Origin of the sequence: Neoroseomonas marina (assembly GCF_012927745.1) — a bacterium.
In the GTDB taxonomy this organism is placed as follows: domain Bacteria; phylum Pseudomonadota; class Alphaproteobacteria; order Acetobacterales; family Acetobacteraceae; genus Neoroseomonas; species Neoroseomonas marina.
Window position 1 is genome coordinate 116,954 of record NZ_JABBKX010000001.1, and the last position, 25,754, is coordinate 142,707.

General features: G+C 72.9%; 19 protein-coding genes. 10 read left to right on the plus strand and 9 right to left on the minus strand.

The genetic code is table 11. The features are described 5' to 3' along the window. Window positions 1–35: 35 nt before the first annotated feature. Together GWK16_RS00575 and GWK16_RS00580 are read left to right on the plus strand one after the other, a co-directional pair. Window positions 36–623 (plus strand): LysE family translocator, encoded by a 588-nt coding sequence (locus GWK16_RS00575; protein ID WP_170052040.1) that lies wholly within the window; start codon window positions 36–38, stop codon window positions 621–623. A 47-nt stretch (window positions 624–670) separates the two neighbouring features. Beyond that, window positions 671–2,713, plus strand: coding sequence for a hypothetical protein (locus GWK16_RS00580; protein ID WP_170052041.1), 2,043 nt, complete (start codon window positions 671–673; stop codon window positions 2,711–2,713). Window positions 2,714–2,783: 70 nt separating this feature from the next. On the opposite strand, the gene GWK16_RS00585 is transcribed toward GWK16_RS00580, so the two are convergent. From GWK16_RS00585 to GWK16_RS00595, 3 genes are all read right to left on the minus strand, one after another. After that, window positions 2,784–3,758, minus strand: coding sequence for a Bug family tripartite tricarboxylate transporter substrate binding protein (locus tag GWK16_RS00585; RefSeq protein ID WP_170052042.1), 975 nt, complete (start codon window positions 3,756–3,758; stop codon window positions 2,784–2,786). 70 nt (window positions 3,759–3,828) lie between these two features. Further along, window positions 3,829–4,803 carry a Bug family tripartite tricarboxylate transporter substrate binding protein gene (locus GWK16_RS00590; RefSeq protein ID WP_170052043.1) on the minus strand — a complete coding sequence of 325 codons (975 nt, stop codon included), beginning with the start codon at window positions 4,801–4,803 and terminating at the stop codon, window positions 3,829–3,831. Window positions 4,804–4,834: 31 nt separating this feature from the next. After that, complete coding sequence (locus GWK16_RS00595; protein WP_170052044.1) at window positions 4,835–5,818, minus strand: Bug family tripartite tricarboxylate transporter substrate binding protein; 984 nt, start codon at window positions 5,816–5,818, stop codon at window positions 4,835–4,837. A 161-nt stretch (window positions 5,819–5,979) separates the two neighbouring features. Here GWK16_RS00595 and GWK16_RS00600 point away from each other — a divergent pair, with 161 nt between their 5' ends. From GWK16_RS00600 to GWK16_RS00610, 3 genes are read left to right on the plus strand one after another with little or no spacing between them, the layout of a single operon-like run. Further along, complete coding sequence (locus tag GWK16_RS00600; RefSeq protein ID WP_170052045.1) at window positions 5,980–7,614, plus strand: thiamine pyrophosphate-binding protein; 1,635 nt, start codon at window positions 5,980–5,982, stop codon at window positions 7,612–7,614. Then, complete coding sequence (locus GWK16_RS00605; protein WP_170052046.1) at window positions 7,615–10,035, plus strand: glycosyltransferase family 2 protein; 2,421 nt, start codon at window positions 7,615–7,617, stop codon at window positions 10,033–10,035. Window positions 10,036–10,064: 29 nt separating this feature from the next. Continuing rightward, complete coding sequence (locus GWK16_RS00610; protein ID WP_170052047.1) at window positions 10,065–11,708, plus strand: caspase family protein; 1,644 nt, start codon at window positions 10,065–10,067, stop codon at window positions 11,706–11,708. Window positions 11,709–11,718: 10 nt separating this feature from the next. Here the strand turns inward: GWK16_RS00610 and GWK16_RS00615 are convergent, their stop codons facing one another. Continuing rightward, entirely contained in the window at window positions 11,719–12,960 is a 1,242-nt protein-coding gene (locus tag GWK16_RS00615) for a nucleotide sugar dehydrogenase (RefSeq protein ID WP_170052048.1), read from the minus strand. A gap of 150 nt (window positions 12,961–13,110) precedes the next feature. Here GWK16_RS00615 and upp point away from each other — a divergent pair, with 150 nt between their 5' ends. Further along, window positions 13,111–13,743, plus strand: a complete 633-nt coding sequence (gene upp, locus GWK16_RS00620) for a uracil phosphoribosyltransferase (protein WP_170052049.1) — start codon at window positions 13,111–13,113, stop codon at window positions 13,741–13,743. Window positions 13,744–13,773: 30 nt separating this feature from the next. On the opposite strand, the gene GWK16_RS00625 is transcribed toward upp, so the two are convergent. The 3 genes from GWK16_RS00625 to GWK16_RS00635 form a co-directional block, all read right to left on the minus strand. Further along, window positions 13,774–14,085, minus strand: coding sequence for a chorismate mutase (locus GWK16_RS00625; protein ID WP_168041288.1), 312 nt, complete (start codon window positions 14,083–14,085; stop codon window positions 13,774–13,776). A gap of 71 nt (window positions 14,086–14,156) precedes the next feature. After that, on the minus strand, window positions 14,157–15,458 hold the full coding sequence (locus GWK16_RS00630; protein ID WP_170052050.1) for an aspartate aminotransferase family protein: 1,302 nt from the start codon (window positions 15,456–15,458) through the stop codon (window positions 14,157–14,159). Window positions 15,459–15,514: 56 nt separating this feature from the next. Further along, a complete protein-coding gene (locus tag GWK16_RS00635; RefSeq protein WP_170052051.1) occupies window positions 15,515–18,676 on the minus strand; it encodes an AsmA-like C-terminal region-containing protein in 3,162 nt (1,053 codons plus the stop codon). Between the two features lie 50 nt (window positions 18,677–18,726). Between GWK16_RS00635 and GWK16_RS00640 the strand changes: the two genes are divergently transcribed. Both GWK16_RS00640 and bcp read left to right on the plus strand, forming a co-directional pair. Further along, window positions 18,727–21,717: a bifunctional [glutamine synthetase] adenylyltransferase/[glutamine synthetase]-adenylyl-L-tyrosine phosphorylase gene (locus tag GWK16_RS00640; RefSeq protein ID WP_170052052.1), complete on the plus strand. Its 2,991-nt coding sequence runs from the start codon at window positions 18,727–18,729 to the stop codon at window positions 21,715–21,717. Further along, entirely contained in the window at window positions 21,714–22,181 is a 468-nt protein-coding gene (gene bcp / locus GWK16_RS00645) for a thioredoxin-dependent thiol peroxidase (protein ID WP_170052053.1), read from the plus strand. Before GWK16_RS00640 ends, bcp begins: the two co-directional genes overlap by 4 nt. Window positions 22,182–22,193: 12 nt before the next feature. Here the strand turns inward: bcp and GWK16_RS00650 are convergent, their stop codons facing one another. After that, complete coding sequence (locus GWK16_RS00650; protein WP_170052054.1) at window positions 22,194–22,757, minus strand: hypothetical protein; 564 nt, start codon at window positions 22,755–22,757, stop codon at window positions 22,194–22,196. Window positions 22,758–22,866: 109 nt separating this feature from the next. Beyond that, window positions 22,867–23,298, minus strand: coding sequence for a hypothetical protein (locus GWK16_RS00655; protein ID WP_211187006.1), 432 nt, complete (start codon window positions 23,296–23,298; stop codon window positions 22,867–22,869). Between the two features lie 171 nt (window positions 23,299–23,469). Here GWK16_RS00655 and GWK16_RS00660 point away from each other — a divergent pair, with 171 nt between their 5' ends. Both GWK16_RS00660 and GWK16_RS00665 read left to right on the plus strand, forming a co-directional pair. Continuing rightward, the gene (locus GWK16_RS00660) at window positions 23,470–24,438 is read left to right on the plus strand and encodes a Bug family tripartite tricarboxylate transporter substrate binding protein (RefSeq protein WP_170052056.1); all 969 of its coding nucleotides are present in this window, start codon (window positions 23,470–23,472) and stop codon (window positions 24,436–24,438) included. Window positions 24,439–24,446: 8 nt separating this feature from the next. Beyond that, window positions 24,447–25,694, plus strand: a complete 1,248-nt coding sequence (locus GWK16_RS00665) for a CaiB/BaiF CoA transferase family protein (RefSeq protein ID WP_170052057.1) — start codon at window positions 24,447–24,449, stop codon at window positions 25,692–25,694. Window positions 25,695–25,754 lie beyond the last annotated feature (60 nt).

Below are 25,754 nucleotides of genomic sequence, written 5' to 3' on the forward strand. Positions count from 1 at the left end.
TATTAAGGTCAGCATTACTGACATAGCATCGGCGGATGGAAACGCTCCTGCCACTGTTCGCCTTCGCCGTCGCGACCTCCGTCACGCCGGGGCCGAACGTGTTGATGGTCGCGGCGTCGGCGGCGAACAACGGCGTGCGGGCCACGCTGCCGCACATGCTCGGCATCACCTTCGGCTTCGCGGCCATGCTGGTCATCGTGGGCCTCGGCCTGGCCGCGCCCTTCACCGCCTGGCCGGCCCTCCATGCGCTGCTGAAATGGGGCGGCGGAGCGTGGCTCCTGGTCCTCGCCTGGAAGATCGCCCGCGCCGGCGCGCCCGGCGAGGGTCCGTCCCGGCCACCCCTCGGCTTCACGGGCGCGGCCCTGTTCCAATGGGTGAACCCCAAGGCCTGGATGATCGCGCTCGCCGCCATCCCCGCCTTCACCACCCCGGCCGGCGACACCTTCGCCGAAACGTTGCGGATCGCGGCCGCCTTCGCGCTGGTCTGCCTGCCCTGCACGCTGGTCTGGGCCTGGCTCGGCGCCGGGGCGGCGCGCCTGCTGCGCACGCCCGGGACGCTCCGGACTTTCAACATCGTGATGGCGGCCCTGATGGTCGCCTCGATCGTTCCGACCTTCCTCTAGGCGGCGTGCCCCCCTACCCTCCGTCCCCCTGCGGAGAGGAGATGCCCATGCGCCGCCTGACCCTGGCCTTCGTCCTGATGGCCTCCACCGCCCTTGGGAACGAATTGCCGGTGCGCAGCGTGACGCTCTCCTCCGCCGGGCTTGCGCAGATCGAGCGCGCCGGCGAGGTCGGGCCGCAGGACAGCGTCACCTTCCGTGCGCCGACCGAGGACGTGGACGACCTGCTGCGCAGCCTGATCGTGGTCGACACCGCCGGCACGGTGGAGGGCCTCCGCCTGCCCGCGCGCGACCTCGCCGGCGAGGCCTTCCGGGGCCTGCCGCTGCGCCCCGAGGATTTCGAATCGCGCGCGCGCCTGTTCGCCGGCCTGCGCGGACAGGAAGCCGAGGCCGGCGGCGCCCGCGGCCGCATCGCCGATGCGAGCGAGGTGACGGCCGGCCTGCGCCTGTCCCTCATCACGGAGCGCGGCCTCGTCACCGTGCTGCTGCGCGAAGGCGATGAGGTGAAGCTGACCGACACCGGCCTCGCGGCCCGCGTCGCCCGCGCGGCCGAGGCGCTGGCCGCGGCCCGCGCGGAGGATGAGCGGGCCATCGAGATTCGCCTGCGCGCAGACCGGGCGCGCCAGGTGGCGGTGCTCTATGTCGCCGGCGCGCCGCTGTGGAAGCCGTCCTACCGGCTGCTGGTGCCGCCGATGGGCGCCGCCGCCGGCACCGCCCCGGCGCGGCTGCAGGGCTGGGCGGTCGTCGAGAATGCCTCCGGCAGCGACTGGGACCGCATCCGCCTTGCCCTCGTCTCGGGTGACGCCGCGGCCTTCCGCCAGCCGATCTACGAACCGATCACCGTGCCGCGGCCGGAACTGCCGGTACGCGTCGCCGGCGCGGTGCAGGTGCGGCCCGACACCGGGGCCCGCCCGCCGCCGCCGCCGCCGCCGGTCATGGCCGCGCCCGCGCCACGCGCCGCCGCGGAATTCGGCGCCGCCGCGCCGCAGGCCGCCCGTCTCGCCGAGCCTGCCGACGCGCGCAGCCGCGTCGCCGGCGGCGCGCCCGCCCAGCCTGCCACCACCGCGACGGCCGAGGCGTCGGCCGGACGCGTCGCCTTCGTGCTCGCCGAACCCGTCACCATCCGCAGCGGCGAGACCGCGAACGTTCCCTTCATCGACGTTCGCCTGCCGGCCGAGCGCATCTGGTGGATCCAGGATCTCTCGGCTCGGAACCCGCTGAACGCCGTGCGCATCCGCAACGCGACGCAGAGCACGCTGCCCGATGGTTTGGCGACGGTCTACGGGCTCGAAGGCCCCGAGGCCGGCGTCTTCCTGGGCGACGCGGAAGTCCGCGCCATGCCGGCCGGCGACGGGCGCATCCTCGCCTTCGCGCGCGATCGCGACGTGCAATACAGCCAGTCCTCCTCGACCACCGAGCGGGTGACGCGCATCCAGCTGCGCCGTGGCTTCGTCACGATCGACCTTGCCCGGACCGAGGAGACGGCGATCGCCGTCGACCCACGCGGGGCGCGGGGCACGCTCGTCATCGACGTGCCGCGGCGCCCCGGGGCGACGCCGCGCTTCACGACCGTTTCCGAAGGCGATTACGGCCTGCGCTTCGAAGCGGCGCTGGACGGCACGACCCAGACCCTCCGCCTGCCCTTCGAACGCGCGGTCCGCCAGGACGTGCCGCTGTGGGACACCGGCCTCGGCGAACCCGTGCTGCTGCGCTGGCAGCAATTCGACATCGAGCAGAACCTCCGCCGCCTGCCCGGCGGTCCCGGAACGCTCGAGCGGCTGCAGGAGATCCTGGGGCGCGTTGCGGACGGCACGCCGGGCAAGGAGGACCTCGCGGGCGTCGTCACCGCGATGCAGGAACTGCGCGGGCTGCTCGACGATGCGCGGATGAAGGCCCGCGCCTACCGCACGGCCGACCAGGCGCTGGACCGCGCGCGCAAGGCCGCCGAGGACCGCACCGGCGGCGAGCTGCAGGAAGCCCGCCGGCGCCTGAACGCCGCGAGCCGCGAGGCCGAACAGGCCGGCGCGGCGATGGACCAGGCCTGGGAGACCTGGCAGCGCGCCGTCATCGCCCTGCTCCAGCGCGGCGCCTGAAGGTCACGGTTGCCAAAGGCCCTTCGGCCTTTGGCGGGGAGGTCCGGAGGGGCGGCGCCCCTCCGCGTCCCTACTCTGGCTGCGCCCCGGAGATCCGCACCATCTCCGCCCAGATCGGGCGTTCCCGCTCGAGCCGTTCCGCGAGTTGCTCCGGCGTCGTCCCGAGCAGGCGCGCCCCCATCCCGATCGCGCGCTGCTGCAGCGCCTGGTCGGCGAAGGCGGTGCGGATTTCCTGCGACAGCCGGTCGATCATCGCCCGCGGCGTGCCCGCCGGCGCCGCCCAGAGATGCCACGGCCCGTAGGACAGGCCCGCGAAGCCGGCCTCGGCCATGGTCGGCACCTCCGGCAGGCCCGGCCAGCGTTCCCGCGTCGTGACCGCCAGTGGCCGCATCCGCCCTTCCTGGATCACCGGCACGTAGGAGGCGAGGTTGTCGACGGCGATCTGGATGTCGCCGGACAGCATCGCCGGGATGGTCTGCGCCGCGCCGCGGAAGGTCACGTGCTCTGCCCGGATGCCGGCCTGCGCCATGAGGTAGGCACCCGACAGATGGATCGTGGTGCCGACGCCCGAGGACCCGTAGCTGACCCCGTTCAGCCGGGCCTTCGCCCAGGTGACGAATTCCGCAACGGTGCGCGCGGGCACGTGCTGGGCCGGCACCACCGCGACATTGGGCAGGTCCCACATCGCGCTGATCCAGGCGAAGTCCTTGCGTGCGTCATAGGGGAGCCGCGTGAACAGCAGCGGGTTGATCAGCAGGTTGTGCATGCTGATGGTGCCGATGGTGTAGCCGTCCGGCGTCGCGCGCGCGATCGCCTCCGCCCCGATGTTGCCCGAGGCGCCGGAGCGGGTCTCGACCACGAAGGCCTGGCCGAAGCGGGACTGCATCTGCTCGCAGGCGAGCCGCGTCATGACGTCGAGCGACCCGCCCGGCGGGAAGCCCACGATCACGCGCACCGGCTTGTTCGGCCAGGGCGACTGCCCCAGCGCCGGCGCCGCGAGCGGGAGGCTGCCCGCGGCGGCGAGCAGGGTGCGACGGTTCATCATGGACGCGGCATCTCCTCGACTGGCCGTGGCGGCTCGTGCGGCGACCGCTCCTCGGGGTGGGACGGCCGCATCATTCGGGCTGCACGCCGGCGGCGCGCAGGATGGCGGCGCTGCGGACCATGTCCTCCCGCACGAAGGCCATGACCGAGTCCGGCGTGGCGTATTGCGGCTGCGGCTCGACGCCGAGTTCGCCGAGCCGCGCGGCCAGTCGCTCCGACGTCGCGTTGAAGGCCGCGTTCAGCGTCGCGATGGCCGCGGGCGGCGTGCGCGCGGGGGCGAAGGTCGCGAACCAGGCGGCGATGGACCAGGCCGGCAGTCCGGCCTCGGTGGCCGAGGGTGTGTCCGGCAGGATCGCCGCGCGCGTCGGTCCGGCGACCGCGATCGCGCGCACCGTGCCGGCGCGAATGTGGCTGACGGCCGATGCGATGGGATCGATCGCCATGTGCGCGTCGCCCGAGATCACCGCCGCCATGGCCGGCCCACCGCCGCGATACTGCACCATCTGCATCTCGATGCCCGGCAGCGCGGCGCGGAACACCTCAGACGCCAGATGGTTGCCGCTGCCGATGCCGGCCGAGGCGAAGTTGATCCTGCCCGAATTGGCCCGCAGCCAAGTGATCAGGCCGGCCATGTCGCTCGCCGGCAGCCGGTTGTTCACCACCAGCACCTGCGGCACGCGGCCGTTGTGCGCGACCGCGGCGAAATCCGCGATCGGGTCGTAGGGCATGCGCGCCACGAGGCTCGGCGCGACCACATGCGCGTTCGAATGCAGCAGCAGCGTATGCCCGTCCGGCGCGGCCTTCGCCACGGACTCGGTACCGATCAGCCCCGCGGCGCCGCCCGCGCGGTTCTCGATCACGACCGGCTGGCCGAGCTGGCCGGCCAGCGTCTCGGACAGCACGCGCGCGACGACGTCGGTCGCCCCGCCCGGCGCGAAGGGCACGACGATGCGGACCGGCCGGTCCGGCCGCCAGGCCGCCTGGGCTCGGGCGATGGCAGGCGCGAACAGGCCCGCCAGCAACAGCGGGCGGCGCGTGATGTTCATTGTTGTTTCCTCCCTGTCGAACGATCCGCGCCTATTCTGGCTGGACGCCGGCGGCGCGCAGGATGGCCGTGTACTGGTCGACGCCCTCGCGCACGAGCGTCATCACCTGCTCCGGCGTCTCGTAGCCGGGGCGCGGCGCGACGCCCGCCATCTCGCTGAGCTTCCCGGCGTTCTGCTGGATCGCGGTGCGGAAGGCGGCGCCGAGCGCGCTCAGGACATTCGGCGGCGTGCCGGCGGGGGCGAGGATGGGGAAGAACTCCTCGAAGATGAAGCGCGGGATGCCGGCCTCGACCGCGCTCGGCACGTCGGGCAGTGCCGGGCTGCGCTGCGCGGCCGCGACGGCGAGCGCCCGCACGCCCCCCTGCCGGATCTGCCCGATCGAGGAGGCCATGGTCGGCGTGCCGAACTGGGCCTCGCCCGACATCAGCGCCGCCACGGCGGGCCCGCCGCCCCGGTAGTGGACCATTTCCACCTGCACGTCGGAGGTGCTGCGAAACAGCTCCCCGGCGAGGTGCACGCCGCTGCCGATTCCGGCCGAGGCGAAGTTGTAGCGGCCCGGATTGGCCTTCAGCAGCGCCACGAGTTCCTGCGCGTTCCGCACCGGCAGGTTCGGGTTCACCACGAGCACGTGCGGCGAGAATCCCGCCACCGCGACGCCCGCGAAGTCGTTGACGGCGTGGTAGGGCACCCGCGCGACGATGGCGGGCACGGTCGCGTGCGCGCTGTTGATGAGCACCGTATAGCCATCCGGCGCGGCGCGGGCGACGGCCTCCGTGCCGATCACGCTGCCGGCGCCGGCGCGGTTCTCCACCACGAACGCCTGGCCGAGGATCTGGCCGACCGGTTCCGCCAGGATGCGCCCGACGATGTCGTTGGACCCGCTGGGGGCGAAGGGGACCACCAGCCGGATCGGCCGGGTCGGGCGCCATTCGCCCGCCGACTGCGCCCGCAGGACGGAGGGCGCGGCGGCGGCAGCCACGGCGAGGGCAAGGGTCGAGCGGCGTGTGGGCTTCAAAGGACACTCCCTGGGGCTGGCTGCTCGTCGCCCCCGGCGGGCGATCGGCGCCATGCTTCGCCACGAGACATAACGCGATACGCACGAATTGGCACGCCTGCCATGGATCACCGACCGGTCCCGCGCTATCGGAGAGGCAAGCCACAAGGAAACGTTGCCCGATGCCCACTGCCGCCGAGCGCCTGATCGCATTCCTCGCAGACCAGGGGATCGACCGCGCCTTCTGCGTTCCGGGTGAGTCCTACATCGCGCTGCTCGATGCGCTGCACGCTCATCCCAGGATTGACCTCGTCACCTGCCGCTCCGAAGGCGGGGCAGGCTTCATGGCGGTGGCCGATGCGAAGATGACCGGGCGGCCGGGCGTGGTGCTGGTCTCCCGCGGGCCCGGCGCCTGCAACGCCTCGATCGCCGTGCACACGGCCGAGCAGGACGCCGTGCCGCTGATCCTGCTGGTCGGCCAGGTGGAGAAGCGCGACCTGCGCCGCAACGCCTTCCAGGAGATCGACTACGCGCGGATGTTCGGCGGCATCGCGAAATGGGTCGGCGAGGCGACCGAGCCGAACCAGGTCCCCGAACTGATCGCGCGCGGCTACGCCATGGCGATGCAGGGCGTGCCAGGCCCTGTCGTGATCTCCCTGCCCGAGGACGTGCTGGCCGAGCCCTGCGCGGCGCCGGTGATGCCGGCGACCATCCCCGTCCCCGCTATCCCGGCGCCGGCGGAGGTCGCGCGCCTCGCGGCGATGCTGCGCACGGCGGAACGGCCGATCCTGCTGGCCGGCCACGCCTTCGACCGGCCGGGCGGGCGGGAAGCGCTGCAAGCCTTCGCCGAGGCGTGGAACCTGCCCGTCGCGGTCTCCTTCCGCCGGCAGGACCTCTTCCCGAACAATCATCCGCTCTATGCCGGCGACCTGGGCCTGCGGAATCCCGACGCGCAGCGCGCGGCCTTCGCGGAAAGCGACCTCGTTCTCGCGCTCGGGACGCGGCTGACCGACATCACGACCCAGGGGTGGACCTGGCCCGCGCCGGGGCAGCGTCTGGTGCATGTCTGCGCCGAGCCGCGCTTCCTCGGCTGGCTCTTCCCGGCCGAGATGGCGCTCGCCGCCGATGCGCAGGCGCTGATCGCCGCCCTCGGCGCGGAACAGCCCGCGGCCCCGGCGGCGCGCGAGGCCTGGAACGCCCGCCTGCGCGCCATCCATGTCGCCGACACCGGCGTGCGTCCGGCCAACCACAATGACGGCGTCGCCTTCGCCGAGGTGGCGCGCCGCATCGGCGAGATCGCCGCGCCGGACGCGATCGTGACCCTCGATGCCGGCACCTTCGGCGCGCCGTTCTACCGCAAGGTGGCCTGGACGCCGCCGCAGCGGCTGGTGGCGCCGCTCTCGGGCGCGATGGGGTTCGGCGTGCCGGCGGGCGTGGCGGCCGCGCTGCGCTACCCGAACCGGCAGGTGATCGCCGCCGTGGGCGACGGCGGCGCGCTGATGACGGCGGCCGAATTCGCGGTCGCCGTGGCCCGGCGCGCGCCGCTCAAGCTGCTGCTGTCGGACAACGGCACCTATGCCTCGATCCGCATCCACCAGGAAATGGCGCATCCCGGCCGCGTCTCCGGCACCACGCTGGAGAACCCGGATTTCGTCACCTGGTGCTCGTCCTTCCGCGTGCCGGTCACGCGGGTGGACAGCAATGCGGACCTGCCGGCGCTGGAAGCCGCGCTCGCCGCGCCGGGTCCGGTGGCGATCGTCGTGCGCACCTCGCTCGCCGCGGTACTGCCCGCCCCGACCATGCGCGCGGCGGAGTAGATGGCGCCACTGCCGCCGCACCTGTCGGGACGACTGCCCGAGGGCGCGCGGCGGCTGCTCGTCGCCCGGCTCGGCCCGCCCTGGCCGGAGGCGTTGCTCACCGCCGCCCGCGCCGCCGCCGATGCCGGGCAGGAGGCCGAGGCCGTCGCACTGGCCGAGGCCGCGCTCGACGAGGCGCCGGGCGACACGGCGCACCGGCTGAAGATCGCGCTGCTGCATGCGCGGCTCGCGCGCCCGGCGGCGGCGCGCGCGGTCGCCGCCCCGGCCTATGGCGCCGCGGCGACCGACCCCGTGCTGACCGACCTGCTCGGCATGACCGGCGACACGCTGCGCCGCATCGGTGCTGTGGAGGCCGCCGTCGACGTGCTGCGCCACGCCTGGCGCGCCAGCCCCCGACCGCTGATGCGGCGCAGCTTCCTCGACGCCGCCCTGCCTGCCTATCGCCGCAGCCTGAACGAGGGCGCGGACACGGCTCTGCTCGCCGAGATGGCCGAGGCCGCCGCCGGCGCCATCGCGGCGATGCCGGAGGAGGCGCTGGCCGAACTCGCACGCCTCGTGGAGGAAGCGGGGCGGGGCGACCTGCTGCGAACCCTCGGCGCCGCGGCGATCGCGGCCGGAGACAACCAGCGCGCCCGGCTGCTCGCCGCCATCGGGGAGGCTGCGCCGAACGAGGGCGGGCTGCTGCACCTCGCGACCCATCGCCCGGCGCGCGCGGGCATCGCCTTCGCGCTCGCGCACCACCTAGCGCCCGCCGATCCCGCCGCGCGGTTCAATGCCGGCTACGCGGCGCTGGCAGCGGGCGATCCGGACGCCGCCGCCGCCATCCTCGCCCCCCTGCCCGCGGCGGATGAGGCCGCGATGGCCGGCGCTGCCTGGCCAAGCTTCGGCGAACTGCCCTGGCCCTTCGCCCGCCCGCCCGCCGGCTTCGAGGCGCTGCTGCCCGCGGGCGCGTCATGGCCGCGCATCCGCCTCGTGACGCCCTGCTTCAATCCCGGCCCCTGGCTCGAGGAGACGATCCTCTCCGTCGCCGCCCAGGGCTATCCGGCGGTGGAGCACGTCATCGTCGACGCAGGATCGACCGACGGTACGGCGGCGCTGATCGCCCGCCACAGCCACCACCTGCACCACGTCATCAGCGAGCCCGACAACGGCCCCGCCGAGGCGATCTGCAAGGGCTTCGCCGGCAGCGACGCCGACCTGCTCGGCTGGATCAACGCCGACGACCTGCTCGCGCCCGGCGCGCTGCATCGCCTCGGCGCCGCCTTCGCGCGGGCACCGGAGGTGGACATCGTCCACGGCTCCTCCCTGCCCCATCGCGGGCGGCGCATCCTCGGCCACCAGACGCCGCTCGCGGACGGGCCGGACGGCTTCACGACCGAGGCGCTCGGCGACGTGTTCGGCCGCTGGGCGGAAGGCCGCTTCTTCCTCCAGCCCGAGGCGCTGGTCGCGCGCCGCTTCTGGGAAAAGCTGGGCGGGCGGCTCGACACGTCGCTGTCCGCCGTCTTCGACTACGAGCTCTGGCTGCGCGCGGCGGCGGAACGACCGCGCATCCTGCAGGTGCCCTGGCCAGCGGCCTTCTATCGCATCCACGCGGCGCAGCGCACGGCGGCGCGGACCGCGCTGGCCGACGAGCAGGTCGCCGTGCGCGACCGCGTCGCCGCACCCGCGCCCCCGCCCGCTCGCCAGGACGCGATCCGTGCGCGGTTGCGCGGCGCGATGACCCAGCATGGCCGCCCCGTACGGCTGTTGCTCATCGATGCCTGGTGCGCCGAGACCACGGTCGCGGCGGCGCGCGAGGACGCCCGCGCCGCCCTGGCCGCCGAAGGCGTCGCCCTCGAGATCCGCGGCGACCTGCCGGGCGCAGCCCCGGGCGCCGATCTGGTGGTGCGGCTGCTGCGCGCCCATGACGGCGCCGATTGGGTCGCGCCCCTGCGTGACGGCGGCTTCCTCGGCCCCGTCGTGGGCTGGCTGATCGAGGACGACCGGGACGCCTACGCGAATGCCGCGACGGCACGCGGGCTCGACATTGTCGTGCCGTCGCGTGCGGCGCGGCGCAGCGCGCTGCTGCAGGACCGCGCCATCGTCCTGCCGGCGCTGACGCCGCCCTGCGGCACGATCTCCGCCGTCGACGCGGCCGCGATGCCGGCCGGACCCGCGACGATGGCGGCGACGGATCGCGAGGGCCTGGTCCGCGCGTTGCTGGCCGGGAGCGTGCCGGTGCTGGACGCGCCAGGTCTCGCCACCCTGTTCACCGAGGCGGAGCACCGGTCCCTGCCGCTGCTGCGGCCCGGGGAGACGCCACCGCCGGAGGCTGCGGAGGATCGCGCGCGACGCCACCGCTACGGACAGTCGCTGCTTCTCGCACCGCGCCTCGCGGCCCTGCTGAAGCTCCTGCGCCACGAAGTGCTTCAGGGCGCGTGACCGAACGCAATGCGCAGGATGATTCGATCGTGTATGGACCGGCCGTCATGCGGGGCTGCCTGCGCCACCTGATCGTCGCCCTCGCCGCGCTGCTGGTGCTCGCCGCCCCGGCGGTCGCGCAGCCGGGCGCGCGCGTGGCCCTCGTCATGGGCGTCGGCGCCTATCGTGCCATCCCGCCGCTCGCCAATCCGCCCAACGATGCGCGCGCGCTGGCGGAACTGCTGCGCGGCATGGGCTTCGAGACCGATCTGGTGATCGATCCCGACCGGCTCGCCATGGAACAGGCGGTCCGGCGGCTCGGCCAGCGGGCGGTCGGCGCGGAGGCCGCGCTGTTCTTCTACGCCGGCCACGCGCTGGAATTCGGCGGACGGAACTGGCTGCTGCCCGTCTCGACCGACATCCGCACCGACCGCGACCTGCGGTTCGAGGCGCTCGACCTCGACAGCATCCTCGCGCAGCTCGAAAGCGCGCGCGTGTCGATCGTCCTGCTCGATGGCTGCCGCGACAATCCCTTCCGCCTGCGGCTCGCGAGCGCGACGCGCGGCATCGCCACGGGGCCGGGGCTGACGCCTGTGCGCGCCGCGGTCGGCACGCTGATCGCCTTCGCCACCGCGCCGGGCGAGGTCGCCGAGGACGGCGCCGGCCAGAACAGCCCCTTCACCGCCGCGCTGCTGCGCAAGATCTCGACGCCCGGCCTCGAATTGCGGGCCATGATGGCCGAGGTGCGGCGCGACGTGCGCGAGGCCACCGGCGGCCGCCAGGTGCCGTGGGAACATTCGGCGATGGAGGGCGCCTTCTACTTCATCCCCGCCGCCATCAACGTGCCCCCGACACCGGCCCCACCCGCCCCTGCCGCGCCGCGCGACGACCGCGCCGAGCTCCTGTTCTGGGAAACGGTGCGGGCGGGCAACACGGCGGCGGACTACCGCGCCTATCTCGAACGCTTTCCCAGCGGCACCTTCGCGCCGCTGGCGCGCGCACGCCTGCAGGCGATGGAACCGGCCCCCGCGGTCGCGGCCGCGGTCGCGCCGGTGCCGCCCGTCGCAGCGCCGGTGCGCCCGTCCGAGCCGGTCGCGGCCGCGGTACCGCGGCTGACGGCGGCGGCGCTGGCGTCACGGATCCCCAGCCTCGCGCCCGCCAATGCGCGCACCACGGCGGATGGCTATGTCGCCTCCCCCGGGAACCGCGCGCTGGCGGTCAACCCGGAACGCGCGACGGCCTTCCGCGTGCAGGGCTTCGCCACCGCCGAGGATGCCGAGGTGGTGATGCTCGAGCGTTGCCAGCTGACCTTCGGCACGCCCTGCATCCTGGTCGCGGTGAACGACACCGTCGTGCCGCCCGAACTCGCGAACCGCCGGCGCGACATGTCCCGCCTGCAATACGCCGGCGCCTACGACCCCGAGCGCGTGCCCGCGATCGCCGCCCGGCGCCGGCCCGAGATGGCGGAGGTCATGACCTATGCGTCGCAGCCCGGGGCCAAGGCGATGGCGCTGCATCCCCAGGGCCGCGTCACCGTCGCGACGCGTGCGCGCGACGACCAGGACGCGACCCAGAAGGCGCTCGCCGCGTGCCGCACGATGGCGCAGCGCGAAAGGCTGGTCGGCACCTGCGTCGTCTATGCGGTCGGCAACACCGTCGTCCTGCCGTCTCGGCTGACCGCGCCGCCGCGCTGACCGTCACGGATCAGACCACGCGCACCCGGCCTCCGGGGTCCTGCGGCAGCACGCCGAAGGGGTCGAAGACCAGCGGCGCGGCCTCGGCCAGGCGCGCGAGGTCGAAGTCGCGGTGTGGCGTGCCGAGCACGATCGCCTCCGGCACGCCCTCGGCGAAGGTCGCCGCGCGCGGCCAGCGCGCCAGGTCCTCCGGCACCTCGCGGATCAGCGGGTCGCACCAGGACACATCCACCCCGCAGGCCGAGAGCCCCTGCAGCAGCGCGACGGGCGCCGCACCGCGCAGGTCCGCCACTCCGGGCTTGTAGGTCACGCCCGCGACGCGGATGCGCCGCCCGGCGAGCCGCCCGTCCATCGCCTGTGCCACCGCGCCGAGCACCCGCGCCGGCCGCCCCCGGTTCGCCGCGAGCGCCGCGTCGAGCAGCGAAGCGGCCGCCCCGGCCCGCCGCGCTTCCATCTGGAGGTACGCCGGGTCGACCGGAATGCAGTGCCCGCCGGCGCCCAGCCCCGGCCAGAAAGGCTGGAAGCCGAAGGGCTTGGTGGCGGCGGCCGCCACCACCTCCCGCGTCGCCACCCCGAAGGCGGCGAAGGCGCGATGGAGCTCATCCATCAGCGCGACGTTCACCAGGCGATAGGTGTTCTCGAGCAGCTTCGCGCATTCCGCCACTTCGGGGGCGGAAACGGTGATGACGCGGTCCGTGATCCGTTCCCAGAAGGCGCGCGCCCGAGCCAGGGACACGGGGTCAGGCGCGCCGAGCAGGCGGGGGATGCGCCGCGGCCCGCCCATCGGGTCACCCGGATTCTCGCGCTCGGGCGAAACCGCGAGGAAGATGTCGCGCCCGACCTGGCGCCCATAGCGTTCGAGGATGCGGCGGCAGAGCCCGTTGGTCGCGCCGGGCTGGCAGGTCGAGACCAGGCAGACCAGGGCGCCGTGCGGCGCATGGGCACGGCAGGTCTCCAGTGCGGCGGCGACGGCGGACAGGTCCGGCCGTCCCTCGGCATCGAGCGGCGTGGGCACGCAGATCAGCCAGGTCGAGGCGGGTGGCAGGTCCCGCGCACGGGAGGTGGCGCGGATCGTCTCGCCACAGGCGGCGACGGCGACCGGATCCAGGTCGAAGCCCGTCACCTCGAAACCGCTCGCCGCCGCTTCCAGCGCGAGCGGCCGCCCGACATAGCCCAGACCGATGACGACGACGCGGCCGCCGGCGTCGGCAGGCTGGAACAGCGCTTCGGGAAGGAGGCCGGTATCGGGCATCGCCCGCGATGGTAAAATTACGATACATAAAATTCAACCTATTGGTTTCTACTGTAGCAGCCTCTGGCGGGCCGGCCGGCTTTGCGCGAAAGACGGCCCGCGGGCGCGCCTGCGCCCCATGGAACCGCGCAGAGAGGATCGCATCGGCGCATGACGGGACAGGTCCATCACGTCTCCCACCCGCTGGTGCAGCACAAGCTCACCCTGATGCGGGACGCCACCTGCCCATCGAGCGACTTCCGCCGGCTGCTGGGCGAGATCTCGATGCTGCTCTGCTACGAGGTGACGCGGGACCTGCCGCTCGAGAGCACCCCGATCGAGACGCCGCTCGAACCGATGATGGCCCCGCGCATCGCGGGGCGGAAACTGGTGCTCGCGCCGGTGCTGCGCGCGGGGCTCGGCATGCTGGACGGGATGCTGGCGCTGGTGCCGGCCGCGCGCGTGGCCCATGTGGGGCTCTATCGCGACCCGGCGACGCTGCAGGCCGTGGAGTACTACTTCAAGGCGCCGCCCGACGTGGCCGACCGCCTGGTGCTGATCCTCGACCCGATGTTCGCGACAGGCCATTCCGCGGTTGCCGCGGTCGATCGCTTCAAGGCGCGTGGGTGCAGGGAGATCCGTTTCGTCAGCCTGCTCGCAGTGCCCGAGGGCCTCGCGCATTTCCACGCCCATCACCCGGACGTGCCGGTCTGGACCGCGGCGATCGACCGGCAGCTCGACGACCACAGCTACATCCGGCCCGGCCTCGGCGACGCGGGGGACCGGATGTGGGGAACGAAGTGACGGCGCGTTCCTGAAGGCCGGCCGGGGGCGTCAGCCCTCGTGCCGGGTGCGCGCGAAGGCCTCGTGATGGCGGATCACCTCGCGGATCACGAAGGCGAGGTACTTCTCGGCGAATTCGGGATCGAGGTCGGCTTCCTTCGCCAGCGCGCGCAGGCGCGCGACCTGCTGTTCCTCCCGCTTCGGGTCGGCGGGCGGCATGTCGTGCTTCGCCTTCAGCGCCCCGACCCGCTGGGTGCAGCGGAAGCGCTCGGCGAGCATGTGGATCATCGCCGCGTCGATGTTGTCGATGGTCTTGCGCATCGCGAGCAGTTCCTGCCGCGCCGCGTCCTGGCTGTCCGCCATGCTGGTCTCCCCCGTGTGGCGTCTCGTCTGGGAAGGGCCTGCTGAAGCGCGCAGGCCCTTCCGTCAAGACGTCAGGCGACCTTGCGCGTCGCCGGCAGGCTCGCGAGCGCCGCGCGGAAGGCGTCGAGGGTCTGCGCGATGTCGGCCGCGGTATGCGCGGTCGAGACGTAGTACTTGCTGTCCCCCTTCAGGATGCCACGGGCGCGCAGCACGGTGTTGACGTGCTTCTGCATCGCGGCGTCCTGGCGCAGCATGCTGCGGTAGTCGCGCAGGTCGCCCTCGGCATAGACGACGTCGAACAGCACCGGCTCGCCCACGCATTGCGCCGGGATGCCGGCCTCGGCGATCAGCGTCACGATGCCGTCCATCAGCGACCGGCCGGTGGCGAAGACCTTCTCGTAGGTGCCCGGCGCGCGCAGCACCTCGAGCGTCGCGAGCCCCGCGACGGCGGCGACCGGATTGCCCGACAGCGTGCCGATCTGCGTGAGGAACCGTTCCTCGCCCACCGCGGCCTTGTCGAACAGGGCCATGATCTCGCGCTTGCCGCCGATCGCCGAGAGCGGGAAGCCACCGCCCACGATCTTGCCCATGGTGCAGATGTCCGGCGTCACGCCGTAGTATTCCTGCGCGCCGCCGTAGGCGAATCGGAAGCCGGTCACCACCTCGTCGAAGATCAGCGGGATGCCGAGCCGCGCGGTCACCTCGCGCACCGCCTGCAGGAAGCCCGGCTTGGGCGGGATCAGCCGCTGCAGCGGCTCCATGATGACGCCGCCGATCTCGTCCTGGTGCGCCTCGATCAGTCGCACCGCGGCCTCGATGTCGTTGTAGGGGGCGACCAGCACGTCGTTGCGCAGCGCGTCCGGAATGCCCGGGCTGTCGGGCACCGCCTCGGGGAAGTTCGCGAGGCGCTTGGGTGCGAGGCTCATCAGCGCCCAGTCGGACATGCCGTGGTAGCCGCCCTCGAACTTCACGATCTTCGGGCGGCCGCGATACGCGCGCGCGAGGCGCATGGCGTAGAAATCGGCCTCGGTGCCGGAGGTGAGGAAGCGCACCTGCTCGGCGCAGGGCACCGCGTCGACGATCGCCTCGGCAAGGCGGATGCCGTGCTCGTTGTTGGCGAAGAAGGTGGTGCCCTTGGGGATCTGCGCGAGCACCGCCTCGGTCACCGCCGGATGGTCGTGGCCGATGAACATCGGCCCGGAGCCGAGCAGGTAGTCGATGTAGTCGTTGCCCGAGACGTCCTGCACGTGACCGCCCTTGCCGGAACGGATCACGATGTCGGCGGGGAAGTTGCCGAAGCCGCCCGCGGGCAGCACGCGCTTCGCGGCCTCCATCAGCGCGAGTTCCTCGGGGCTCTTCGCGATGCCGGTCATGGGCTGCTCCTTGCGATCCGCGGGGCAGGCTAGGACGCAAGGGGCGGCGCGTCACCCTATCGCGGCGTCGTCGGCGCCGCGTCCTGTCCCAGGCCGAACACGCCGCGCAGGAAACCGGGTGTGAGGGCGGCAAGCGGATTGACCGAGATGTTCGGGTCCGCGAGCGGCCCGCGCATGCGATAGGTCGCGGCGAACAGACCGCCGCCGCGCTCGGGGCTGAACACCCGCCCCAGGATCGGGATGCGCCCGAGCAGCGAGTTGAAGACATAGGCCGGCACGATGGTGCCCTCCATGTCGATCGTCTCGCGCAGCCGGTCGATGCGCCCCTTGGCGGTGATGCCGAGCGACACCGAGAAGGCCCGCGCGTCGTTCAGCACCAGCGATTCCCGCGTCAGCGTGAAGGGCGCGGTCAGCGACGCGAAGGCGAGACCCTGGGCCGACAGCGCGTCGAACACCCCGTAGACCGTCATGGCCTGCAGCAGCTTCGCCAGCGCAGGCGCGTCGCGCACCGCGAAGTTCTCGAGTTCCGCCGCACCCGTCAGCGGGGCCCCGGCACGCGAATGCGGATAGGTGGCATCGACCGTCAGTCGCCCGCCCTGGATGGTACGCAGCACGCCGAAGGCGCGCAGCAGCGCGCCGCCATCCTCGCTGGTCAGCAGGAAGCGCCGCCCGCCGCCCTCGGGCGTGATGCGCATGTCGAAGTCCCCGCCGCCATCGACGCGGCCGCGCACCTCCGCGGCGTTGACCACGCCCTGGCCGTTGACGCGCGCGGAGGCGGTGACGCCCGTTAAGGCGCGGTCCTCGCGCAGCAGCATCCGGTCGAAGCGGGCCTCGACGGACACGCTCTGCCCGCCGCCCTCCTCCCCCCCGGCGGCCGGCGGCGGCGGCGGCGCGGCGAGCACCGGCGCCAGGTCCAGCACCGGCCCGCGCAGCGCCAGTTGCCAGCCGGCCGACCCCGAGCGGGGCGGAAAGATCTCCCCCGTCATGCGGTTGCGGCCGAACTGGGCCTGCTGGATCTCGATCCGGCCCGGAATGTTGTCGCGTGTCTCGCCGGCGGTGCCCCGCAGCAGCGCGTCGGGGGCGGTGACGCGGATGCCCTCGATCCGCTGCAGCGTGCCGTTCTGCAGGATCAGCATCGCCTCCCCGGCCGAGGTGACGCCGGGCGGCTTGGCCCAGGACAGCGCATCGACGGCCAGCCGCGACTGGGTGAAGTCGGTGCGCAACCGGACCCGGGTCTGCCCGTTGCGGCGCGTCTCGCTGCGTGAATCGATGCCGACCTGGCCTTCGACGAAGGGCCGTGGGTCGAGCCCCAGCCCGGCGATCTGCCGCGCATCGGCGCGGCCCGTCACGACCTCCCGCGCCACCACCTGGTTGGCGTTGCCGGGGCGGAAATCGGCCTCCTGCTGGATGCGCAGCGGAATGCCCGCCAGCACGCCCGTGCCGTTGATGCGCAGCCCCTCGGTATCGGCGGAGAACTCGAAGGCCCCGCGCTCGAGGTCCTTGCCCAGCAGGGCGCGCGGCACGCGAACCTCGGTGGCCCGTCCGGTCGCGCTGACCCGCAGGCGCTCGACCGGCAGGTCCGAGATCAGCGGGAAGGCGAGCTGCAGCCGCGCCTCGCGCAGCGTCCCGAAGATCGCGGGCACCGGTGGCGGGCGTGAATCGAACAGATGCAGGCGCGGATGCCGCAGCAGCGTCCAGACATCGGGCAGCGATCCGTCGAGCTGCAGCGTGATCTCGGCCGATTCGGGCTCGGTGTCGAAGGCGAAGCGGATGCGACCGTCGCGCACCCCGATGGCGCCGCCGGCCTGTCGCCCGCCGCGGACCTCCAGCTCGATCGCATCCCGGCCGAAGCGCGCCACGCCGCGCACCTGCTGTGCGGGCGGAATGGGCCGAAGCCAATGGACCTCCGCGTCCTCCGCTGTCGCGCTGCCTTCCAGGGAGGTGACGGCGATCCGGCCGGAGGCCGGATCGCCCTCCAGGCCCAGGCGCCATTCGCCGCCGCGCACGACGCCCCCGGTGATGTTGTCCGCGATCCATTCGCGGGCGCCATGCGCGATGCCTGTCGGCCAGTAGTGCCCAAGATCGGCGAAGGCCACCTGGTCGACCCGGAGGGTCGCTTCACCCCGCCAGCCGGCCTCCGTCTGCTGCGCCCGGCCGGTGCCGGTGATGGTGGGGGCCGGCGCGATCGCGCCCGGCGGGGCCGCGGTCCGCAGCACGACGCTGTCGACCTGCAGGCGCCCGTCCGCGAGGGCCGCGTCGGCCTCCAGCCCGCGCAGCGGAATCCGGCCGCGGTCGCCGAGATCGATCACGCCAGGGCCGACCCGCAGCCGCGCCTCGGCCTCCGAGGGGATCCGCAGGCCTTCGAGCCGCACGGCAAGGGTCGCCGAGGCCTGGGCATCGAGCGCGGCCAGCGCGCCCAGGGCAGGCGACGCCCGTGCCAGCGCCGCCGGACGGATCGCCGGCAGGGTCAGCGCCGCATGGCCGCGAAAGGCGGTGCCCTCGACCATGCCCGAGATGACCAACGGCACCTGCTCCCCCCCAAGGGTGAAGACACCGCTGCCCGCGAGATCGATCCCGCCGCCGTGCCGCCGGGTCATCGCCAGCCAGCCGAGTTCCGCGCTCCAGACCCGGCCGAGCTGCGCGTCGGCCACGGTGAGCCGCGCATCGAGCAGCCGCAGCGATTGCAGCGCGCCGACCGGCGAGCCTTCGGTCGGCGGCTGCATGAGCTCCGCCAGCATCGTCAGGAGCGCTCCGTCGCCCTCCGCGACGGGTGACCCGGCTTCTCCCGCGGCCTCACCGCCAAGCGTGCCGAGATCGAGCCGGAACGCGCCATCGGCCGCGCGGACCGCACGCAGTTCCAGGCCGCGCAGCTCCATTCCCCGCAGCGCCACCTGCCCCCGCAGCAGCGAGGTGACGGACAGGGAGACCATCGCATCCGGCAGCTCCGCGCGGACCGATCCATCCGGCTCGACGAGCCGGACGCGTTGCAGGAACAGGCCCAGGGGCGAACGGTGGCCCTCCCGCCACCCTGCCCAGGTGACCGAGGCGCCGCCGATCTCGAGGCGCGTCGCGCCACCGGGGGCGTTCAGCACCGCCTCGGCCCGCTGCGCCAGCCAAGGGATCGGCAGGGGCCCCTGTTCGAACCGCCAGGCCAGCGCGGTCACCCCGGCCGCCGCCAGCACGACGCCTGCCAGGATGAGCCGCAGGCAGCGGCTCACATACCGCCCGGCTTGACCGGCGGCGCGCCTCACCGCTTCCCTGCCCCGTCATGCCGGCTTGTTTCGCGCCCGAGCGCCTGCCCCGCCCCTTCGATCCCGCCGCGGCCACCGTGGCGCGGGAAACCTTCGCCGAACGCGGCGCGGCCGAGGCCGCCTTCGCGGCGACCGCCGCGGGCGCCGCGCTGCTCGACGCGCTGGGCGGGCACAGCCCCTACCTCGCGGACCTGGCGGCGCGGGAGTCGGCCACGCTGCTGCTGATGGCCGAGCGCGGCCCGGACGAGGCCTTCGCCCGCGCCATCGATCCGCTCGGCCGCATCGATCCCGAAACGCCCCGCCCCGCGCTCGCGACGCTGCTGCGCCAGGCCAAGCGGCAGGGGGCGCTCACAGCGGCCTTCGGCGACATCACCGGGCTCTGGCCGCTCGACCGGGTGACCGGGGCGCTGTCGGACCTGGCGGAGGCGTCCATCGACGCGGCCTGCGCGCACCTGCTGCGCCATGCGGCCGAGCGGGGCGAACTCCGGCTTTCCGGCGCCAGCCGGGCGGATCCGCGCATCGTCGGGCGGAATTCCGGCCTCGTCGTGCTCGGGATGGGCAAGCTCGGCGGGCGGGAACTGAACTACTCGTCCGATGTGGACCTCATGGTGTTGTTCGAGCCGACGGCGGCAGCCTACCACGCCGACCAGGCCCAGGCGGTCTATGTCCGGATCGCCCGCGACCTGGTTCGGCTGCTCGAGGAACGCACGGCCGAGGGCTATGTTTTCCGCACCGACCTTCGGCTGCGGCCCGACCCCGCCGCGACGCCGCTTGCCGTCTCGATCCCGGCGGCCATCACCTATTACGAAAGCATGGGGCAGAACTGGGAACGCGCCGCCATGATCAAGGCACGCCCGGTGGCCGGGGACCGGGCCGCCGGCGAATCCTTCCTGCGCGAGATCCGCCCCTTCGTCTGGCGCCGGCACCTCGACTTCGCCGCGGTCGCCGACATCCATTCCATCAAGCGCCAGATCCACGCCCACAAGGGCGCCAAGGGCGCGAATGCGACCATCGAGGTGGAAGGCCACGATGTGAAGCTCGGCCGTGGCGGCATCCGCGAGATCGAGTTCACCGCCCAGGTGCTGCAGCTGATCTGGGGCGGACGCGACCCCGGCCTGCGCGACCCGACGACGCTGGGCGCGCTGTCCTCCCTCGCCGCGGCGGGCAAGATCGACCGAAGGGCCGCGGCCGACCTCGCCGACGCCTATGTGTTCCTGCGCAACCTCGAGCACCGGCTGCAGATGGTCGCCGACCGGCAGACCCACCGCATGCCGGAAGACGCCGAGGGGGTGGCGCGCATCGCCTCCTTCCTCGGCTTCAAGGACGCCGACGCCTTCCGCGCCGCTTTCACCGGCCACATGGTGAAGGTCGAGCGCCATTACGGCCGGATGTTCGAGGCGGAGCCGACGCTGGCCTCGGAGGAGATCAAGGGCAGCCTCGTCTTCACCGGCGTCGAGGACGACCCGGCAACGATCGCGACGCTGCGGTCCATGGGCTACATGAACCCCTCGGGCGTCGCGGCGCTGATCCGCGGCTGGCACCACGGCCATACCCGCGCGACGCGCAGCGAGCGGGCGCGCGAGATCCTCACCGCGCTGATGCCCGCGCTGCTCGGGGCCTTCGCGAAGCAGCGGGACCCCGATGCGGCGCTGGCCCGGCTCGACGGGGTGCTCGGACGGCTGGCCGCCGGGGTGCAGGTGCTGAGCCTGCTGTCGCGCAATCCCGCCCTGCTCGACCGGCTCGCGGGCATCCTGGGCGCCGCGCCGCAGCTCGCCGACTTCCTGGCCAGCCACACCGCGGCGCTGGAAGGGTTGCTGGTCGGCGCCAGCGGAACGATCGGCAACGCCGCCCAGACCCTGCCCGCCCAGTTGAAGGACGCGCGCCACATCGAGGAAGCCTTCGAGGCCGCCCGCCGCCTGGTCCAGGAGGGCAAGTTCGAGATCGACGCCGCGGCCCTGGAAGGGTCGATCGACGTGGATGCGGCGGGCGAGGCGCGCTCCGCGCTGGCCGACGCCGCCATTTCCTCCCTGCTGCCGCATGTCACCGCTGCCTTCGCGGAGCGGCACGGGAAGGTCAAGGGCGGCGCTCTCGCCGTGGTTGCGCTCGGCAAGCTCGGCGGGCGGGAGATGCTGCCGGGATCCGATCTCGACCTGGTGCTGATCTACGATCACGCCGCCGAGGCGGAGATGAGCGAAGGCAAGGCGAAGCGCGGCCAGCCCGCCCCCCGCCCCCTGCCCGTCAGCCAGTATTTCGCGCGCCTCGCGCATCAGGTCATCGGCGCGATCAACGCGCCGGGGGCCGAGGGCCGGCTCTACGAAGTCGACATGCGGCTGCGGCCTTCTGGCTCGAAGGGGCCCGTCGCCGTCTCGCTGTCCTCCTTCCAGCGCTACCATGCGGAGGAATCCTGGACCTGGGAGCGCATGGCGCTGACCCGGGCCCGGGTGGTGGCAGGACCGCCGGGCCTCAAGCGCAAGATCGAGGCGGCGATCCGTGCCGCCCTGCTGCGCCCCGACGCGGCGGAAAAGGCGATCCCGGACGCGGTCGCGATGCGCGCGCGGATGCTGCGGGACCTGCCGCCCGACGGGCCGTGGGACGTGAAGCTCGGCCGCGGCGGGCTCGTCGAGGTGGAGTTCGTCGCCCAGGCGCTGCAGATCGCCCATGCCCGCCAGTACCCGGGCGCCCTTGCGACGACGACGCGCCTTGCCCTCGCACGCCTGGCCGAGGCCGGCGTGCTGGAGGCCGACGAGGCTGCGGGGCTGATTGCCGCCGAGCGGCTGTGGCGCACCGTGAGCGGCCTCCTGCGCCTCACGGTGGGTCGCTGGAAGGAAGAGGTGCTGCCCGACAGCGTCGCCGCGGCCTTGCTGAATGTCTGCCGCCGCCTGACGCCGAACGAAGCGCCGGTTGACCTCCCTGCACTCCAGGCACAGATGGCCCGGCGGGCGAACGAGGTCCGCGCGGTGTTCGAACGGCGCCTCGGCCGCCCCGACATCAACGAGGATCGCGCATGACCGAACTGGCCGAGGGCAAGAAGGCGCCCGCGTTCACGATGAAGGCCTCGGGCGGGCGGGAGGTGTCCTCCGCCGCGCTGAAGGGCAGGCCCTACCTGCTGTACTTCTACCCGAAGGCAAATACGCCGGGCTGCACGAAGCAGGCCTGCGGCGTGCAGGAGGCCCTGCCGCAGCTCGGGAAGCTCGGCCTCGAGGTGATCGGCGTCAGCCCGGATCCGATCCCGCCGATCGACAAGTTCGCCCAGAAGTTCGGCCTCGAGTTCCCGCTCGCCTCGGACGAGGACCACAAGGTCGCCGAGGCCTATGGCGTCTGGGTCGAGAAATCCATGTACGGCAAGACCTACATGGGCATGGAGCGGAGCAGCTTCCTGGTCGGCGCCGACGGCAAGATCGTCAGGATCTGGCGCAAGGTGAAGCCAGAGGCCCACGCGGCACAGGTGCTGGAGGCCGCCGCGGCGCTGTGAGCGCCGCGCGGGTCAGCTTCCGCCGGAGATCTGGCGGAAGACCTCCTCGGCCTCCTTGAAGGTTTCCTCGGCCCGCGACTTCATCAGCGGGTCAGCGAAACGGTCGGGATGAAAACGCAGGCGGAACGCGCGCCGCGCCGCGTCGATCAGCCAGGCCGGCGCCGTATCCGCGAGATGCACCCGGCGCAGCAGGCCGCTGCCGCGCGCCGGCAGCGCTTCCATCGACAGGGTGCGCTCGGCCGCCGTCGCCCGCATCTCGGACTCGCGCACGCGCTGTTCCAGGGCCTCGATCCGCGCCTTCAGCGCGCCGATCCGAAGGTCCCGCTGCGCGACGGCATCCTCGTCATCGTCATCGGCCGGGGCGGCGGCTGCGGTCGCGGCACCGCGGGTGAGAAGGTCCGCGATGCGCTGGGCCGCCGCGTGCGCGACCTCGACGTCGCGACGCTTCAGCTCGACCTGGATGAATTCCAGCAGGTCGCGATCGGCGACGTTCGCCTCCGCGAGTTCCAGCAGCCGCGCCGAAGGCCAGCTCTGGATCGCCTTCCGGTTCGGAAGGGGAATCGTTCCCGTACTCATGGGGTCTATTCTGGTCCCCGCTCTCGAAAATCGAACGTAACCGGGGTTACGTCTCCATTCAAGAAACTCGCGGTTGCGTGATCGCGGGAAATGATCCGAGCAATTACAACTACTTGGTGCGCTCGATTGCCACGAACACTTCTTCCGCGCGCTTGAAGACCTCCTCCGCCCGACTCCGCCGCGACGTGTCGGGCTGGGCATCCGGATGATAGCGCCGGCGGAAGGCCCGGCGCACTTCCGCAATCAGCCAGGCAGGTGCGTCGGGGGTCAGATAGACGCGGCGGTGCGGACCGGACGCCGCTTCCTCGGCCGTGGCCGCCGCGAGCCGGGCACGCAGGCGGGCGATCTCCCCCGCCGCGGCGGCCAGCATCTCGCGGAGCTCGGGCACGCCGGCACTGGCTGCCGGCGCAGCTCCATCCTGCAACTGCCGGATCCGGGCGTGGACCGCCTTGGCGCGCACGCCGGGCCGACGTGCGGCCTCGGCGGCCAGCCCTGCCAGGACCCGCGCATCGGCGCGGTGCAGCACGGCCTGTTCGGCCAATTGTTCCAGCGGCCATTCCCGGAATGGCCTGTCCGACTCCATCGGCGGCGGACCCTCCTGGTCTGCTCCGTGGTGTGACAGGCGCGGGTTAACGCGGTGCTGACGTCCCCGGCTTCCGGCGCATGACGGGTTGCGCGACACTCGACCGAGGAAACGACCGGGAGTGAGACCATGACCATCACGATGGGCCGCCGTGCGACCCTCGCCGCGGGGCTTGCGCTGGCCGCGCCCGCGGTGCGCGCCCAGGGTGCCTGGCCGAACCGCCCCGTGAAGATCATGGTGCCATTCCCGCCCGGCGGGTCGAACGACGTGGTGGCCCGCCCGCTCGCCGAACGGCTGCAGCAGCGGCTCGGCCAGCCGGTGATCATCGAGAACCGGCCCGGCGCCGGCGGGGCGATCGGCGCGACCTCGGTCGCGCAATCCCCTGCCGATGGCTACACGCTGATGGTCTCCTCCTCCTCCTTCGCGACAACCTCGGTCTCCCAGCGCGTCCCCTGGGGCGTGCTCGAGAACTTCACGCCGGTCGCCTGGCTGGGGCGTTCGCCCTTCATCGTCATCGTCAACAACGACCTGCCGGTGCGCAGCGTGCGGGACCTGGTGAACCTCGCGAAGGAACGTCCCGGGCGGATCGACTACGGCACCTCGGGGCCGGGCGGCATCAACCACTTCGTCACCGAGTATTTCTGCCAGCGCGCCGGCGTGCGGATGAACCACGTGCCGTATCGCGGCACCGGCCCGGCCGTGACGGACCTCGTCGCGGGACACATCCAGCTGATGATCACAACCCTGCCGAGCGCGGCCGGCGTGGTGCGGGACGGGCGCGTGCGGCTGCTCGCCTACAGCGCGCCGGGCATCCCCGACGGCTCGCCGCCCGCGCCGCTCGTGACCGAGAGCGGGCTCGACTACGACATCTCGATCTGGTGGGGGTTGTTCGCGCCGCACGGTCTGCCGGCGCCGCTGCTGGAACGGCTGAACACCGAGGCCAACGCAGCGCTGCGCGACCCCGACATGGCGCGGCTCTACCAGGGCGAGGGCGCCCGCCCCTCCCCCGCGACGCCCGCGGAATTCACCGCCATGCTGCGCGCCGACATCGCCCGCTGGCGCGAGGTCGCGCAGCTCGCGAACATCCGCATCGACTGAGGACCGCCATGACCGGCATCCAGCGCAAGCACTTCGACCCCGCCGCGCGCGGCGCCATGGACGGCGTGCGGGTGGTGGACCTCTCGCGCCTCGTCGCCGGCAACGTGCTGACCAAGGTCTTCTCCGACCATGGGGCCGAGGTGGTGAAGGTCGAACCACCCGAGGGCGACACGCTGCGCGCCTGGCGCGTCGGCGGCATCGAGACCTCGTGGAAGACGATCTGCCGCAACAAGAAGTCGGTCGCGCTGGATCTCAAGCGCGCCGAGGGCATCGCGGTGGTCAAGGCGCTGGTGAAGGACGCCGCGATCTTCGTGGAATCCTTCCGCCCCGGCGTGCTGGAGGCGATGGGCCTGCCGCCTTCGGTGCTGCTGGAAATCAATCCGGCGCTGGTGATCGTGCGCATCTCGGGCTGGGGCCAGGACGGGCCGTTCCGGCACAAGCCCGGCTTCGGCACGCTGGTCGAGGGCTATTCCGGCTTCGCGGCCGTCAACGGCTTCGACGACCGCGAACCGGTGCTGCCGCCGATGTTCATGGGCGATGCCTATGCGGGGTTGTATGGCGCCTCGGTCGCGATGATCGCGCTGCGCCACGCGGAAGCCGGCGGCGGCGGCCAGGTGCTCGACGTGTCGCTGTTCGAACCCCTGTTCAGCGTGCTGGAGCCGCAGGTGGCGAACTGGCGCATCACCCGAAAGCGCAAGCCGCGCACGGGCAGCCGCTCGACCAACACTTCCCCGCGCAACGCCTACCGCACTAAGGATGGCGGCTGGGTCTGCCTCTCGGCCTCGACGCAGGGCATGACCGAGAAGCTGTTCCGCTCCATCGGGCGGGAGGACATGATCTCCGACCCACGCTTCGCCAACAACCCGGCGCGGCTGCAGCATTGGCAGGAGCTCGACGCCATCATCGGCGGCTGGATCGGCGAGCGGACGCTCGAGGAGAACCTCGCGCATTTCGACAAGGCGGGCGTGACGATCGGCCCGATCATGGACACCGCCATGCTCGAACGCGACCGCTACGCCATCGAGCGCGAGGCGCTGATCGAGGTCCCCGACGCCGACATGCCCGGCGGCTGGCTGCCGATGCACGGGCTGGTGCCGCGTCTCTCGGGGACGCCGGGCGTGCTGGCGCGCCCGGCGCCACGGATCGGCGAGCACAATGACGAGATCCTCGCCCCTGTGCTCGGCGCAGCCGAACTCGCCCGCCTGCGCGGCCTCGGCGTGGTGCGGGAGGCGCCGGCGAAGCAGGCCGCCGAATAGGATCTTGCTATTGGAGCGACCGCTCCATAACTTCCGTATCGCACGATACGGAATGCATGG

Bases quoted from the DNA above. Each gene is read 5' to 3' on its own strand.
- GWK16_RS00575 (WP_170052040.1), top strand. From the start codon at position 36: ATGGAAACGCTCCTGCCACTGTTCGCCTTCGCCGTCGCGACCTCCGTC.
- GWK16_RS00580 (WP_170052041.1), top strand. From the start codon at position 671: ATGCGCCGCCTGACCCTGGCCTTCGTCCTGATGGCCTCCACCGCCCTT.
- GWK16_RS00585 (WP_170052042.1), bottom strand. From the start codon at position 3,758: ATGATGAACCGTCGCACCCTGCTCGCCGCCGCGGGCAGCCTCCCGCTC.
- GWK16_RS00590 (WP_170052043.1), bottom strand. From the start codon at position 4,803: ATGAACATCACGCGCCGCCCGCTGTTGCTGGCGGGCCTGTTCGCGCCT.
- GWK16_RS00600 (WP_170052045.1), top strand. From the start codon at position 5,980: ATGCCCACTGCCGCCGAGCGCCTGATCGCATTCCTCGCAGACCAGGGG.
- GWK16_RS00605 (WP_170052046.1), top strand. From the start codon at position 7,615: ATGGCGCCACTGCCGCCGCACCTGTCGGGACGACTGCCCGAGGGCGCG.
- GWK16_RS00615 (WP_170052048.1), bottom strand. From the start codon at position 12,960: ATGCCCGATACCGGCCTCCTTCCCGAAGCGCTGTTCCAGCCTGCCGAC.
- upp (WP_170052049.1), top strand. From the start codon at position 13,111: ATGACGGGACAGGTCCATCACGTCTCCCACCCGCTGGTGCAGCACAAG.
- GWK16_RS00625 (WP_168041288.1), bottom strand. From the start codon at position 14,085: ATGGCGGACAGCCAGGACGCGGCGCGGCAGGAACTGCTCGCGATGCGC.
- GWK16_RS00630 (WP_170052050.1), bottom strand. From the start codon at position 15,458: ATGACCGGCATCGCGAAGAGCCCCGAGGAACTCGCGCTGATGGAGGCC.
- GWK16_RS00640 (WP_170052052.1), top strand. From the start codon at position 18,727: ATGCCGGCTTGTTTCGCGCCCGAGCGCCTGCCCCGCCCCTTCGATCCC.
- bcp (WP_170052053.1), top strand. From the start codon at position 21,714: ATGACCGAACTGGCCGAGGGCAAGAAGGCGCCCGCGTTCACGATGAAG.
- GWK16_RS00650 (WP_170052054.1), bottom strand. From the start codon at position 22,757: ATGAGTACGGGAACGATTCCCCTTCCGAACCGGAAGGCGATCCAGAGC.
- GWK16_RS00660 (WP_170052056.1), top strand. From the start codon at position 23,470: ATGACCATCACGATGGGCCGCCGTGCGACCCTCGCCGCGGGGCTTGCG.
- GWK16_RS00665 (WP_170052057.1), top strand. From the start codon at position 24,447: ATGACCGGCATCCAGCGCAAGCACTTCGACCCCGCCGCGCGCGGCGCC.